This window comes from Candidatus Caccoplasma merdavium, from assembly GCA_018715595.1.
In the GTDB taxonomy this organism is placed as follows: domain Bacteria; phylum Bacteroidota; class Bacteroidia; order Bacteroidales; family UBA11471; genus Caccoplasma; species Caccoplasma merdavium.
This window is the reverse complement of the sequence record DVLI01000007.1, coordinates 105130-119585: the sequence shown is the minus strand read 5'-3', so window position 1 is coordinate 119585 and position 14456 is coordinate 105130. Positions and strand designations below refer to the sequence as shown.

The following is a 14456-nucleotide window of genomic DNA, read 5'->3' as shown; positions in this document are numbered from 1 at the left end:
TCGTCATGGGAACATTTGCAACAGGGCCTAAAATCTTATGGCAGGTTATCGTCAGGGAGCTTCACCAGCTTGTGTCGCGCCCCATCTACCTGTTCTCCATCGTCATAGCACCGCTGGTGAGCTATGTGTTCTTCCTCTCGCTCATGGCCGGAGGCCTGCCCGAGGAGCTGCCTACCGCGGTAATCGACCTCGACCACTCGGCCACGTCGCGCAACCTCACCCGGCAATTCACGACCGTCAGTTCCCTCGCCGTAACCACAGAATACACCAGTTTTTCCGAAGCACGGGAAGCCATGCAAAAAGGCCAGATCTTCGGATTTGTCATCATTCCGCCCGACTTCGAAGCCGACCTCATGGCCAACCGTCGCCCCGAACTATCGTACTACACCACCAACGCCTACCTGATACCGGGAGCCTTGGAATTTCGCAGCTTCAAGACGACCACCACCCTGGCGGCCGCCGCAGCCGTGCAGCAGACCCTCTTGGCCCGGGGTGAATACGAACGCGACATCATACCGCAAATTCAACCCATCACCGTAGACATGCACCCGCTGGGCAACCCGTGGATAAGCTACTCGGTCTATCTCAACAACACCTTCCTGCCGGGAGTTCTCGGGGTCATCATCTTGCTCACCACGATTTTCTCCATCGGCTCGGAAATCAAACACGCCACATCGCGAGAATGGCTGAGAACAGCCGACGACAATATCCTCTTGGCCGTAACCGGCAAGTTGCTGCCGCAGACTCTTCTCTTCTTTATCATGGGAGCTTTTTGCCTGTCGCTGCTCTACGGGTACTTCCACTTCCCGTTGCAAAACGGCATTTGGCCCATGCTGGCAGCCATGTTGCTCTTTGTCACGGCCTTGCAAGGTGTGAGCATCTTTTTCGTCTGCATTGCCCCGTCGCTGCGCATCGCGCTGAGCATGGGCGGGCTCTTCGGTGTCGTTTCGTTCTCTTTGGCCGGCATCTCATTCCCGGCCGAAGCCATGTATCCGGCCTTCCACCTGCTCACCGACATGCTGCCTCTCCGGCATTACTTCATCATCTATGCCGACCAGGCTCTCAACGGCGTCCCCCTCTATTACAGCCGATTGCACTATATGGTCTTGTTTATTTACACACTTTTGGCACTACCTTTCCTGCCGCTGCTCAAACGGGCATTGCGCCGGCAAGTCTATGTTGCCTGACCTCCAAGAATGCACCGCAATGGAAAACAGACTCTTGAAATCGATAAAAACGGGCCTTGCCGATATATGTTATATCTGGCGCAAGGAATATGTGGCGGTATTCCGCGACATGGGCGCGATGCTTTTCTTCTTTGCCCTGCCCTTTGCCTACCCGTTGCTCTATGCGTTCATATACAACCCCGAAGTCGTCAACGACGTGCCGCTGGCCGTGGTTGACAACTCCCGCACGCAACTGAGCCGGGAAATGTGCCGCCGCATCGATGCCTCGCCCAACACCAAAGTCCTCTCCTACTGCGCCAACCTCGACGAAGCCAAAGAGCTCATGTACCAACGCGACTGCTTCGGTATTTTGGAAATTCCGGCCGACTTCGACAAGAAACTGGCCCGGGGCGAACAAAGTCCCGTCGTTTTCTACTCCGACATGAGCCTGCTGCTCAACTACAAGAATTTCCTGATTACCCTCACCGATGTATCGCTCGATATGGGTCGGGAATTGCAAAGTCGCACGCTCACCGGCGCCACGCCGGCACAAATCGACATGGTAACCGACCCCATACCGTCTTTCTCGTTCACGCTCTACAATCCCACGGGTGGATTTGCCTCGTTTGTGATTCCGGCTCTCCTCATCGTCATCATACAACAAAGCCTCATACTCGGCATCGGCATGCTTGCCGGCGGATTTTACGAGCACGGCAAGCTGCGGCACTATTACCAGACGCGTGAGAAAATCCGCAACAACATACTGCACCTCGTTTTGGGAAAAGCCATTTGCTATTACAGCCTCTACATCGTCACGACCATGTATATGCTGCACATCATACCGTGGTTTTTCGACTACCCGCAACTGGGCGACCAGTGGGAGATATATGCCTTCATGGCACCGTTCCTGCTCGCCACGATATTCTTCGGCATGACCCTGTCGGTATTTGTACGCGAACGGGAAAGCGTCTTCCTCATCATCGTCTTCACGTCGATGATTTTCCTCTTCGTCAGCGGCATCACATGGCCCTATGACCGCATGCCAGCCGTATGGCAGGTCCTGGGCAGCCTGATACCCTCGACCTGGGGCGTTGAAGGTTTTATCCGCATGAATACCGAGGGGGCATCGATTTCCGATGTCAAAGGCCCCTTCCTGCACTTGTGGGGACTCACGATTTTCTATTTCATAACGACCTGCATCGCTTACAGCTACCAGATATGGAAAGACAAACAACGCAAGCGTATGGCAACGACATAAAGCCAAAGCGAGGGGTGAGAATCACGATTCTCACCCCTCGCTTTTCAACCGGGCCAGCCGGTACCTGACCGGCCGCGTTATGGAGCCGATAGCTTTATGCCCACCTCGGTAATACCGGGGAGGCAGTTGTCGCGCATGCCTTGCTGTATGACGATGTGCCACGTCCCCGACCGGTCGAAGCGCAAAGCCGACTTGATGGGGATTTCCTGCTGCAATCGCTCTCCTATGCCCGAACCCAACCAGCGCCCATAGGTGTCGCACAAGGTGGCATTGAGCGTATCGACACGCTGCGCGCCGTCGGGCGAGACGGTAGTGATAAAAAGCCAGAGATTGGCATAGTTGTAGTCATCGGTATGACGCAACTCCAATCGCATATCGTAGAGGGAGAGGGTATCGACGACGGGAAAATCTATCTGCACGAGTGAATCGGCATACCAACCTTGCGGGTCGATATGCCGGTAGGCCTGCACTTCGTTCGGGGCAAAGCGGCAAGCCGTCGCGAGCCCCATCAACACGACCAAACAGAGGGGCAGCCTACTCATTTTTTTCGGGTGCGTTTTTGGGCCGGGGCGCATTTTGCCCGGAGGCCGCCTCATTATTGCGACGATTCTCCCGTTCGGGATTTCCTTCATTGCCCCGGCGGTTGTTGTCCCGGCGGGGGGGATTATTGCGGCGGTTATCGGGTCGACGGTTGTTGTTGGAGCGCGGCCCCTTTTCCCGCTGAGGAGCATTAGGTTGCGACTCGGTGCCCGATGACGAAGGAGCCGGTGACGGAGCCGCACCCGTCTGGTTGGCCGACGGATTTCCCGAGCGGGAAGCGTCGGTCGATGCCGGAGCATGGTTCTCGCCGCCGCCTTTCTTCTTTTTCTTGCGGTTGCCGGCGGTATTCGGGCGGTTTTTCTTGTCAAATCGGGTAACGCTGTCCTGACCGACGACATCTTCAAACTCTTTGCGGACGGGTTCTTTTCCACTCTCGACGAGCAGTGTGTCGGGTTTTATTCCCCGCTTGTTGAGCGCAATCACTTCAAAAGCCCGGCCGGCGTCAATGGTCACGAGATTGGCGGCCACCTCCTTGGACGAGGAGTAGGTAATCTCCCTCTTGAAAATATCGGTCTTGAAATGGAAGAAGGTTCCTTCCTGTGTTTCAAGCGGTATCTCACGCGAGGGCAACCGTTTTTGCGCTTCGACGTAGGCGTCGACCTCGAAGTTGAGGCAACATTTGAGCTTGGCACATTGCCCGGCCAACTTTTGCGGGTTGAGCGAGATGTCCTGGAAACGGGCGGCACTGGTGGCTACCGACACGAAATTGCTCATCCACGACGAGCAACAGAGTTGTCGTCCGCAAGGGCCGATACCGCCGATGCGGCCGGCCTCCTGCCGGGCACCGATCTGCTTCATCTCGATGCGCACGCGAAAGACTTCGGCCAAGACCTTGATGAGCTGGCGGAAGTCGACCCGGTCATCGGCGATGTAATAGAAGATGGCCTTGTTGCCGTCGCCCTGATACTCGACATCGCCGATTTTCATATTCAGATGAAGGTCTTCGGCAATTTTGCGGGCCCGCAGCATGGTGGAGTGTTCCTTGGCCTTGGCCTCTCGGTATTTTTCGAGGTCGTTGGGTTTGGCTTTGCGATAGACCCGTTTGAGGTCGGGATTGTCGATTCTCACGCCGTTTTTCCTCATCTGCAAGAGAACGAGACGGCCGGTGAGCGAAACGACCCCGATGTCATGGCCGGGATTGCCCTCGACGGCGACGATGTCGCCTTTTTCGAGACGCAGGTGCACCGAGTTTTTATAGTATCCCTTACGCGTATTCTTGAATTGCACCTCGACCATCTCGGTGTCATCGTGCGACTCGGGTATATCCGACAGCCAGTCGTAGCAATGGAGCTTCCCGCCGCACTGTGCCACGACAGCGGCCGACTCGTCGGGTGTGGGTTGCTGCTCGGGCAGGGTATGGTTGAGGTTTTCGGGTTGTTTATTGTCCATGTTGATAACTTATATACCCACCTGTGCGCACGGGTCGGTACGCACAGGCGCGGGTGAATGGCTGTTCTTACTTGGCAAAACTTACGGCGCGGGTCTCGCGAATGACGGTGATTTTCACCTGCCCGGGATAGGTCATCTCGTCTTGAATGCGTTTGGCGATTTCGGCCGAGAGGGTTTCTATCTCGGAGTCGTCGATTTTGTCGGCGCCCACGATGACACGCAATTCACGACCGGCCTGAATGGCATAGGTTTTGAGCACACCGGGATAAGAGAGCGCCAGCTGTTCGAGGTCATTGAGACGCTTGATGTATGCCTCGACAATCTCGCGACGGGCACCGGGACGGGCTCCCGAAATGGCGTCGCACACCTGCACGATGGGTGCCAGCAGGCTGGTCATTTCGGTCTCGTCGTGGTGGGCACCGATGGCATTGCAAATTTCGGGTTTCTCCTTGTACTTCTCGGCGAGTTTCATACCCAGCAGGGCGTGTGGCAACTCGGGCTCGTCGTCGGGTACTTTACCGATGTCGTGCAGGAGACCGGCACGTTTGGCCTTCTTGGGATTGAGGCCGAGCTCCGAGGCCATGATGGCGCAGAGGTTGGCGGTCTCGCGTGAGTGCTGCAAGAGGTTCTGTCCGTAGGACGAGCGGTATTTCATCTTTCCGACGAGGCGGATAAGTTCGGGGTGCAGGCCGTGGATACCCAAGTCGATGGCGGTGCGTTTACCGGTCTCGACGATTTCTTCTTCGACCTGCTTGCGTACCTTGGCCACGACCTCTTCGATGCGGGCCGGGTGTATGCGGCCGTCGGTCACCAGCTGGTGCAAGGCCAAGCGGGCGATTTCGCGACGCACGGGGTCGAAGCCCGACAGCACGATGGCTTCGGGGGTGTCGTCGACAATGATTTCGATGCCGGTAGCGGCTTCGAGAGCGCGTATGTTGCGGCCTTCGCGTCCGATGATGCGGCCCTTGATTTCATCGGAGTCGATGTGGAATACGGTGACCGAGTTTTCGATGGCCGTTTCGGTGGCCACGCGTTGGATTGTCTTGATGACGATGCTCTTGGCCTCCTTGTTGGCCGTCATGCGGGCTTCGTCCATGATATCGTTTATGTACGAGGCTGCCTGTGTCTTGGCCTCTTCTTTCAACGACTCCACAAGACGGTCTTTGGCCTCTTCGGCCGAGAGTCCCGAGATATGTTCGAGTTTTTCGATTTCGGCTTTGTGCAGGCGTTCGAGCTCGGTTTTCTTTTTTTCCACGACTTCGACCTGCGAGGTGAGACTGGTGCGAATGGCTTCAACCTCGGTTTTCTTGCGCTGCAACTCTTGTTGTTGCTGATTGAGCTGCATCTCGCGCTGGCGGGCTTTGGCTTCGGCCGATTGCACTTTGGCGCTGCGCACGGCCATCTGCTTTTCGAGGTCGGCTTTCATCGAGATAAATTTCTCTTTGACTTCAAGCATTTTGTCTCTTTTTATCGTTTCGGCTTCGGCTCGGGCCTCATCGAGAATCGAGCGGGACCGGGCATTGAGACGTACCTTGTAGAGTATCAAGCATATGACCACTCCCACAACAAGACCTATCAAGGCACCGGCCGACAGTAATGTTATCATTTCCATCTGTTCGTGTTTTTAGGTTAAAAAAAGCACCGCATCAAGAGCGTATTGTCTTGTTGCAGTGCAGGATAAAGTATTGTTTTTATGTTATCAATCGTCTTCCGGCGAAGTTCCGGCATGTTGCATATAGCTTTCCAGTTCGGTATCGATACGTTCTAATTCCCGCGCCATCAGGTCGGCATCGTGCGTCGACTGCAATTTCAGAAAGTCATAAGCAATGTCCCAAGCGGCCATGGAGACCAAGTCTTGCACATCGAGCTTGGACGACTCTCCAAAACGGGTTTCATATTGACCGGCTCTTTTTCCCACCAACTCGGCGGCTCTCCGCGCAAGAGGTTCCTGCTCGGCGAGCTTGTCACGCTCGACATACAGGGTGTAAGAGCGGTTGGCTATTGTAACAGTTATACGTTGTCTACTTTGTTTATCGTTCATCGCATCTGTTCTATTCGTTCAAGAGAGAGATGCATTTGTCGATTTCCCGCACCAACTTATCAAATCGGCTACGCGCTGCGGCCACATCGGCTTCTTGCGTTGTCACGGCCTGCGCCATCGCCAGACTTCTGTATTTGGCATGGATTTCTTCCAATTCCCGTTGCAGGGTGGCAATCGACTGCTCTCGCTCCTGCAACAAGGCTTCGAGACGCGCACATCGCTCTACCAACGCGGTATGGCGAGACATCAACTCCGCCACATGATTCCGCAAGCTGTCGACTGCATTTCTCGGGCTACTTGCCATTTCACACAAAAATCTATACAAATATAGGGTTTCATTTCCAATAACGCAACTTATTGTCGGCTTTTCTCTACTTTTTTCATTTTATTTTCATTATTTCTCTCTATTATACACACATTATCCCTATCTTTGTCCCGTATTATACAAGGCCGGAAAATCCCTCTTCACGAGGAGTTTTGCCGTGCTTTTTGTTTAAGGCAGTAGGGGTTCGGGACGGCCTCATTTAACAGTTGTTGGCTATACGGAATCCGTCTACTTTGCAGAATGAGACACATCAATGATAAAATAAAGTGCAATTATCTATGAAATTGAAATCATCTATTCAGACTATCGCTTGTGCGATACTGTGCATTTCGTTGTTTTCCTGTGAAGGAAATAATTCACAAGGCATGGGCGGATTTGCCCGCGAATATGCCGTGATGACTTTGCAACCCTCCTCGATGGAGTGGTACACCAGCTATCCTGCCCGCATCAAAGGTAAACAAGACATTGAGATACGACCCAACGTCAGCGGGTTCCTCACCGAGCTTCTTGTCGACGAAGGCTCTCTCGTAAAGAAAGGCGACGTCCTTTTTGTTGTCGATACGATTCCCTACAAAGCCGCTTTGAAAATTGCCGAAGCCACCGTAGAATCGGCCAAAGCCACGGCCGAGACCGCACGTCTCACGGCCGAGAACAAACGGGTGCTGCAACAGAAAGGCATCATCAGCGAATATGACCTGCAAATGGCCGAGAACGACTACGCTTCGGCGCTGGCCCAACTGGCCCTGAGCGAAGCCCAACTGGTGAATGCCCGCAACAACGACTCCTACACCCGCGTGACCAGCCCGCTCAGCGGCATCGTAGGCTCGATTCCCTATCGGGTAGGAAGCCTCGTATCGTCGGCCATGGCCACGCCGCTCACCACGGTGTCGGACAACTCCGAGATGTATGTCTACTTCTCGATGACCGAGAAACAAATCATGGAAATGGCCGCCCAGTACGGAGCCAACAACTTCCTGTCGAAACTGCCGGCCGTATCGCTGCAACTGGCCGACGGCTCGACCTACCCGCTGAAAGGTAAAATCGAGACCGTAAGCGGTATCATCGACACCCAGACGGGCTCGTCGAGCATGCGCGCCACCTTCAAGAACCCCGACCGCTTGCTGCGCACCGGAGGCTCGGGCAACATTCTCATTCCGATGAAAAACGACCACGCCATTCTCATTCCCCAAAAGGCCACCTACGAAATACAGGACAAGAAATTCGTGTATGTACTGAACGATGACTCCACCGTGAAATCGACCGAAGTAGGCATCGCATCGATCGACAACGGCAAAGAGTACATGGTCGTTTCGGGATTGAAAGAAGGCGACCGCATTGTCATCGAAGGCGTGAATTCGCTCAAAGACGGCATGACCATCAAAGTGGCCGGGGCACAAGAGGCTCAACCCGCACAAAAGTAAGCCCCCAAATAACCAATAACACAAACTTCGCAAAATATCCATTATGAAGTTAGACAGATTTATCAACCGCCCGGTACTCTCGACCGTGATTTCGATATTCATGGTCATACTGGGTATTTTGGGGCTCCTCTTCTTGCCCGTCACCCAATATCCCGATATTGCACCGCCCACAATCCAAGTGTCCACCTCTTACACCGGTGCAAACGCCCAAACGATTCTGAACAGTGTCATCGCGCCGCTCGAAGAGTCGATCAACGGTGTGGAAGACATGACCTACATGACCTCTACCGCCACCAACACCGGTTCGGCCAGTATCACGATTTACTTCAAACAGGGCACCGACCCCGACATGGCCTCGGTAAAAGTACAGAACCGCGTATCCCAAGCACAAAACCTGCTGCCCAGCGAGGTAACCCAAGTGGGTGTGACCACGCAAAAGCGGCAGACCAGCATGCTCATGGTATTCTCGTTGTACAGCCCCGACGACCGCTATGACATAGAATTCATCGAAAACTACGCCAAAATCAATATCATTCCTTTGATTCAACGTGTCTCGGGTGTAGGTGAAGCCAACGTCATGGCATCGGACTACTCGATGCGTATTTGGCTCAAACCCGATGTCATGGCCCAATACGGCTTGATGCCCAGCGACATTACCGGCATATTGGCCGAACAGAACATAGAGGCTGCCCCGGGACAATTTGGTGCGCAAGGCGACCAGTCGTTCCAGTATGTGCTGACCTATAAAGGCCGCTTGACCACCCCCGAGGAATTCGGCAACATGGTCATCAGCGCCAACGATAACGGCGAGATTCTTTACCTCAAAGATGTTGCCGACATCGAACTGGGCCGGCTCTACTACAACTTCAAAAACTTCCAGAACGGGCACAACGCCGTATCGGCCATGATATACCAGACCGCCGGCTCCAATGCCACCGCCATCATCGAAGATATTACCGAACTGCTCGACGAGATAAGGCCAACACTTCCCCCGGGTCTCGAAATCGATGTGACGATGGACTCCAATGACTTCCTTTACGCATCGATCTACGAGGTTATCAAGACCCTCATCGAAGCCTTCATTCTCGTGTTCTTCGTGGTGTATATCTTCTTGCAGGATATTCGTTCCACGCTTATTCCCACCATCGCCATTCCCGTATCGCTCATCGGTACGTTCTTTGCCCTGTACCTCATCGGATTCAGCCTCAACCTGCTGACCCTCTGCGCCTTGGTATTGGCCATCGCCATTGTGGTCGACGACGCGATAGTGGTCGTCGAGGGCGTACATGCCAAACTCGACCAGGGTTACCAGTCTCCGCGCAAAGCCTCCATCGATGCCATGAGCGAGCTCTCGGGTGCCATCATCTCCATCACGCTTGTGATGATGTCGGTGTTCATTCCCGTGAGCTTCATGCCCGGCACGTCGGGAACCTTCTACCGCCAGTTCGGTCTCACCATGGCTTTTGCCATCGGCTTCTCGGCCATCAACGCCTTGACGTTGAGCCCCGCCTTGTGCGCCATGTTCCTCAAGCCGCACAATAAAGACGGTAAGCACAAGACGACATTCATCAGCCGTTTCCACACCGCCTTCAATGTGGCCTACAACAATATGTTGGCACGTTACAAGAAGAGTGTTTCCATCTTCGTCCATCACAAGAAGTTCTCGTTTGCCGGAGTCATTGTCGGCATCATCGTGCTTATTGTGCTGATGAACGTCACGCCTACCGGATTCGTGCCCAATGAAGACACGGGAACCATCATGGTTACGGCCGACCTACAACCGGGAACATCCCAAGAACGCACCGAAGAGGTGATGGCCCAAATCGACCGGATACTGGGCGCCCAGCCCGCCATGCAAAGCCGCACCCAGATCATCGGGTTCAGCTTCCTCGGCGGACAAGGCAACACCTACGGTTCGTTCATCTGCAAACTGAAACCTTGGGAAGAACGTACCGGAGAAGGCATGGACGCCAACTCTGTCATCGGCGCCATCTATGCCCAGTGCGCCATGCAGGTAAAAGATGCCCGTGTGCTCTGCTTCGCTCCGCCTATGATTCCCGGTTACAGTATCAGTAACGGTTTCGAACTGAACCTGCAAGACAAGACGGGAGGCTCGCTCGACGATTTCTACCAAGTTGCCCAGGAATTCATCGCCGAGCTATTGAAACGACCCGAAATCGCCATGGCTTCGACGACCTTCAACCCCAACTTCCCGCAATACCGCGTCGATGTAGATGTGGCCAAGTGCAAACAGGCCGGCATCAGCCCCAGCGACGTACTTGCCGCCCTGCAAGGCTACTTGGGAGGTATGTACTCGTCGAACTTCAACCGGTTCGGTAAGCTCTATCGTGTCATGATCCAGGCCGACCCCGAAGCCCGCGTCAGTCCCGAAAGCCTCAACAAAATCAAAATCCGCAACGGAAGCGAAATGGCTCCCATCACCAACTTCATCACCTTGCAGAAAGTGTATGGGCCCGACAACATCAAGCGGTTCAACATGTTCACCTCCATCAGCGTAAACGGTAACCCCGCCGACGGATACAGCTCGGGTGAAGCCATCAAGGCCATAGAGGAAGTGGCAGCCCAGACGCTGCCGGTAGGTTACGGATACGAATTCTCGGGTATGACCCGTGAGGAGCAAAGTTCGAGCAGCGGAACTACCGCCATCATCTTCCTGCTCTGCCTCGTCTTCGTCTACCTCTTGTTGAGCGCCCAATACGAAAGCTACATTCTGCCGCTCTCCGTTATCATGTCGATACCGTTCGGCCTTGCCGGCAGCTTCATCTTCGCATGGATTATGGGTGTCGAAAACAACATCTACCTGCAAATCGCCTTGATCATGCTTATCGGTCTGTTGGCCAAGAACGCCATTCTTATCGTTGAGTTCGCCCTCGACCGCCGGCGCACCGGTATGCCCATCATCAATGCCGCCATCGACGGTGCCGCAGCCCGTCTGCGTCCTATCCTCATGACCTCTCTGGCCATGGTCATCGGTCTGTTGCCCATGATGTTTGCCTCCGGTGTAGGTGCCAACGGTAACAGCACCCTCGGTGCAGGTGCCGTGGGCGGTATGCTCATCGGTATGATTTGCCAGATATTCATCGTGCCGGCCCTGTTTGTCGTCTTCCAAAGCATACAAGAACGCTTCAAACCGCTCGTATGGGACGACCTCGACAACAAGGACGTTATTTCTGAAATCGAACAATATGCGAAATAAGTTCGCCGAAACCCTCTAAAACGAAACGAATGAAACGAATCATCTCCTATACGGTATGCGGCATCTTGTTGGCGACCACGCTCAACAGTTGCCACATATATAAAAAATACGAACGTCCCGACATGGACGTCCAAGGACTGTTCCGCGACACGGTATCGGTTACCGATACCCTCGCGGCCGACAGCCTGAACATCGGCGACCTCCCTTGGACCGACATCTTCACAGACCCCATTCTGCAAGACCTTATCCGACAAGGTCTTGAAAACAACAGCGACCTGAGAACGGCCATGTTGCAAGTCGAATCGGCCCAAGCCAGTTTCCGTGCCGCCCAACTTGCATTCCTGCCATCTCTCAACCTGACGCCCCAAGGAGGGGTGAGCAGTTTCGATGGGTCGAAAGGCACTTGGACCTATAACGTGCCGGTATCGGCCAGTTGGGAAATCGACATCTTCGGCCGCGTGCTCAACTCCAAACGCAACGCAAAAGCCGCGCTGATGCAAAGCCGAGCCTACCAACAAGCCGTGCGCACACAACTTATCGCCACCATCGCCAACGGGTACTACACGCTGCTCATGCTCGACAAGCAACTCGCCATCACCGAAGAGACAGCCCTGCTGTGGCAACAAAGCGTCGAGATGATGAAATCGATGAAAGAGGCCGGCATGACCAATGAAGCCGCCGTTGCCCAAAGCGAGGCCAACTGTCATGCCATTGCCGCATCGATACCCTCGTTGCGCCAACAAATCAGAGAGACCGAGAACAGCTTGGCAACCCTCCTCTACAAAGCCCCACAAACCATCGAGCGGGGCAACTTCGAAGACCAGGTGTTGCCCGAAATTCTGCATGTGGGCGTACCGGTGCAGATGCTCGCCAACCGACCCGACGTACAATCGGCCGAACTAAGCTTGGCTGCGGCCTATTACAGCGCCAACATTGCTCGCTCGGCCCTCTATCCCAACTTGGTCATCTCGGGTTCGGCCGGATGGACCAATTCGGCCGGTAGTGCCATTGTCAATCCCGGGAAAATTCTCCTTTCGGCTGCGGCTTCGCTCGTGCAGCCCCTGTTCAACCACGGTAGCAACATCGCCAACTTGAAAGCCGCCAAAGCCCAACAGGAAATCGCCGCCATCAACTTCCAGCAAACGATTCTCAATGCCGGCAAAGAGGTAAGCGACGCCCTCTATGAGTTCCAAGCCAACAAGGAAATTTTATCCCAACGCACCCGCCAGGTCGAAGCTCTGCAAAGAGCCGTGGAATCGACCGAGTCGCTCATGAAGCTGGGAACCTCGACCTACCTCGAAGTTTTGACCGCCCAACAGTCTCTGCTGAGCGCCCAACTCTCGGAAGTCTCCGACACCTACCAATGCATGGTAGCTGTCGTGAGCCTGTACCACGCCTTGGGTGGCGGCCGTGAAATAGAGGAAAACGCCAAGTAAAACCTTAAAACGTCATACTATGATCAGTCCATTAGCATACGTCGACGCCAAAGCGCAAATCGGGAACAATGTCACCATTCACCCCTTTGCCTATGTCGACAAGAATGTTGTCATCGGTGACAACTGTGAGATACTGCCTTACGCCAGCGTATTGGCAGGAACCACCCTGGGCAAGAACAACCGCGTGTTCCAAGGAGCCATTCTCGGTGCCGAACCGCAAGACTTCCGCTTCAAAGGAGAAACCACTCGCCTCACCATCGGCAACAACAATGTCATACGCGAATACGTCGTCATCAACCGTGCCACCCTACCCGACGGAGAAACCGTCATCGGTAACCGCAACTACCTGCTCAAAGGTACCCGCATCGGCCACGACTGCCGCATCGACGACGATTGCATTCTCGGTATCGAATGCGACCTCTCGGGCGATTGCCACATACACAGCAAAGCCATCTTGGGCGGACGTGTCATCATCAAGGAGAATTGCCGTGTTGGCAGTTGGGCCCTCATCAAGAGCGGCTGCCGCACCGGCAAAGACATTCCGCCCTATATCCTGGCTGCTCACAACCCCATCACCTACAAAGGCATCGATGCCTTTGTGATGCGACGCAACGGGTTCGAAGAAGCCACAATCGAAAACATCGCCTTGGCCTATCGCCAAATCTATGGTTCCGGCACCAGTTTGGAAAATGCCATACTGCGTATCAAGGACGTATGTGCCGCCACACCCGAAATCGATTATATCCTGAACTTTATACAAGAGTCGAAGATGGGTATCATCGCCACCTACGGAGAAGAAGGATTGTAACCCTATCTCCTCCTTCCCTATATCAGCCGCCCTGCCGATTCATCGACAGGGCGGCTGCTTTTATCGAGAGAATACGACTCCCTGTCGAATGCCGTTAAACCTTTCACCCGGACAAATATCCAAACGACAAAACCACTTAACAACAAAAGCTTATGAAAAAAATGCTATTCGCCGGCCTTTTACTCGCCGGCACAATCACATTCTCGGCTACGGCTCAAACTCCCGGTCACGAAATGCGCCGCGACAGAGTGACGCATCAACAGGTCAAACCCGAGACAACGGCTCAAATCAAAACCGACAAAATGAAAGCCGAACTCGGCCTCTCCGACAAACAATACAAGAAACTCTACAAAATCAACTTGAAAGAGGCACAAGAGCTACAAGCCATGCAACCCAGAGGACCGAGAGGGGAACGCCCTGCCAACGGCATACGTCCGGAAGGACCCCGCGGCGAAAGAGGCATGATCGGTGCAAATGGGCCTGCCCGTCCCCCTCGTGAAGGCATGGGACCCGGAGCTTTCGGCCCGGAACGGCTCTCGCCCGAACAGTTGAAAAAGAATGTCGAGAAACGCGAAAAAAAGGTGAAAAAGATTTTAGGCGAAGAGAAATTTGCCCGATGGCAAAAAATCATGCAGGCAGAAGCCCAAAAACAGCATGATCTTCGTGCTCGCAAACAAGGCCCCCTGCCTCTCAAACCGGCAGAAAAACCTAATTCCGACAAATAACCCCACGGCAACAGCACAAACAAGGCGGCCTCCCCCATAAGGGAGGCCGCCTTGTCATTTACATCAACCG

General features: G+C 54.2%; 12 protein-coding genes. 7 read left to right on the top strand and 5 right to left on the bottom strand.

Features of this window, described 5'->3' with window-relative positions:
- Positions 1 to 5: 5 nt before the first annotated feature.
- Positions 6 to 1187, top strand: coding sequence for an ABC transporter permease (locus tag IAD09_02125; GenBank protein HIT81029.1), 1182 nt, complete (start codon positions 6 to 8; stop codon positions 1185 to 1187).
- A 19-nt stretch (positions 1188 to 1206) separates the two neighbouring features.
- A complete protein-coding gene (locus IAD09_02120) occupies positions 1207 to 2424 on the top strand; it encodes an ABC transporter permease (GenBank protein HIT81028.1) in 1218 nt (405 codons plus the stop codon).
- A gap of 77 nt (positions 2425 to 2501) precedes the next feature.
- Here IAD09_02120 and IAD09_02115 read toward each other — a convergent pair whose 3' ends face one another.
- The 5 genes from IAD09_02115 to IAD09_02095 form a co-directional block, all read right to left on the bottom strand.
- Entirely contained in the window at positions 2502 to 2966 is a 465-nt protein-coding gene (locus tag IAD09_02115; GenBank protein HIT81027.1) for a gliding motility lipoprotein GldH, read from the bottom strand.
- On the bottom strand, positions 2959 to 4413 hold the full coding sequence (locus IAD09_02110) for a hypothetical protein (GenBank protein HIT81026.1): 1455 nt from the start codon (positions 4411 to 4413) through the stop codon (positions 2959 to 2961). The genes IAD09_02115 and IAD09_02110 overlap by 8 nt, the downstream gene beginning before the upstream one ends.
- Before the next feature lie 67 nt (positions 4414 to 4480).
- The gene (gene rny, locus IAD09_02105) at positions 4481 to 6019 is read right to left on the bottom strand and encodes a ribonuclease Y (GenBank protein HIT81025.1); all 1539 of its coding nucleotides are present in this window, start codon (positions 6017 to 6019) and stop codon (positions 4481 to 4483) included.
- 93 nt (positions 6020 to 6112) lie between these two features.
- A complete protein-coding gene (locus tag IAD09_02100) occupies positions 6113 to 6454 on the bottom strand; it encodes a cell division protein ZapA (GenBank protein HIT81024.1) in 342 nt (113 codons plus the stop codon).
- Positions 6455 to 6464: 10 nt separating this feature from the next.
- Positions 6465 to 6701, bottom strand: a complete 237-nt coding sequence (locus tag IAD09_02095) for a hypothetical protein (GenBank protein HIT81023.1) — start codon at positions 6699 to 6701, stop codon at positions 6465 to 6467.
- Positions 6702 to 7057: 356 nt separating this feature from the next.
- Here IAD09_02095 and IAD09_02090 point away from each other — a divergent pair, with 356 nt between their 5' ends.
- The 5 genes from IAD09_02090 to IAD09_02070 all read left to right on the top strand — a co-directional run bounded on the left by IAD09_02090 (position 7058) and on the right by IAD09_02070 (position 14386).
- On the top strand, positions 7058 to 8200 hold the full coding sequence (locus tag IAD09_02090; protein HIT81022.1) for an efflux RND transporter periplasmic adaptor subunit: 1143 nt from the start codon (positions 7058 to 7060) through the stop codon (positions 8198 to 8200).
- Positions 8201 to 8243: 43 nt separating this feature from the next.
- Complete coding sequence (locus tag IAD09_02085; protein HIT81021.1) at positions 8244 to 11417, top strand: efflux RND transporter permease subunit; 3174 nt, start codon at positions 8244 to 8246, stop codon at positions 11415 to 11417.
- Positions 11418 to 11446: 29 nt separating this feature from the next.
- On the top strand, positions 11447 to 12853 hold the full coding sequence (locus IAD09_02080) for an efflux transporter outer membrane subunit (GenBank protein ID HIT81020.1): 1407 nt from the start codon (positions 11447 to 11449) through the stop codon (positions 12851 to 12853).
- A gap of 19 nt (positions 12854 to 12872) precedes the next feature.
- Positions 12873 to 13661, top strand: coding sequence for an acyl-ACP--UDP-N-acetylglucosamine O-acyltransferase (gene lpxA, locus IAD09_02075; GenBank protein HIT81019.1), 789 nt, complete (start codon positions 12873 to 12875; stop codon positions 13659 to 13661).
- A gap of 152 nt (positions 13662 to 13813) precedes the next feature.
- Positions 13814 to 14386 (top strand): hypothetical protein, encoded by a 573-nt coding sequence (locus IAD09_02070; protein ID HIT81018.1) that lies wholly within the window; start codon positions 13814 to 13816, stop codon positions 14384 to 14386.
- Positions 14387 to 14456 lie beyond the last annotated feature (70 nt).

Coding starts and splice junctions, on each gene's coding strand:
- IAD09_02115 (HIT81027.1), bottom strand. CDS start 2,966: ATGAGTAGGCTGCCCCTCTGTTTGGTCGTGTTGATGGGGCTCGCGACG.
- rny (HIT81025.1), bottom strand. CDS start 6,019: ATGATAACATTACTGTCGGCCGGTGCCTTGATAGGTCTTGTTGTGGGA.
- IAD09_02120 (HIT81028.1), top strand. CDS start 1,207: ATGGAAAACAGACTCTTGAAATCGATAAAAACGGGCCTTGCCGATATA.
- IAD09_02125 (HIT81029.1), top strand. CDS start 6: ATGGGAACATTTGCAACAGGGCCTAAAATCTTATGGCAGGTTATCGTC.
- IAD09_02070 (HIT81018.1), top strand. CDS start 13,814: ATGAAAAAAATGCTATTCGCCGGCCTTTTACTCGCCGGCACAATCACA.
- IAD09_02110 (HIT81026.1), bottom strand. CDS start 4,413: ATGGACAATAAACAACCCGAAAACCTCAACCATACCCTGCCCGAGCAG.
- lpxA (HIT81019.1), top strand. CDS start 12,873: ATGATCAGTCCATTAGCATACGTCGACGCCAAAGCGCAAATCGGGAAC.
- IAD09_02090 (HIT81022.1), top strand. CDS start 7,058: ATGAAATTGAAATCATCTATTCAGACTATCGCTTGTGCGATACTGTGC.
- IAD09_02080 (HIT81020.1), top strand. CDS start 11,447: ATGAAACGAATCATCTCCTATACGGTATGCGGCATCTTGTTGGCGACC.
- IAD09_02100 (HIT81024.1), bottom strand. CDS start 6,454: ATGAACGATAAACAAAGTAGACAACGTATAACTGTTACAATAGCCAAC.
- IAD09_02095 (HIT81023.1), bottom strand. CDS start 6,701: ATGTCTCGCCATACCGCGTTGGTAGAGCGATGTGCGCGTCTCGAAGCC.
- IAD09_02085 (HIT81021.1), top strand. CDS start 8,244: ATGAAGTTAGACAGATTTATCAACCGCCCGGTACTCTCGACCGTGATT.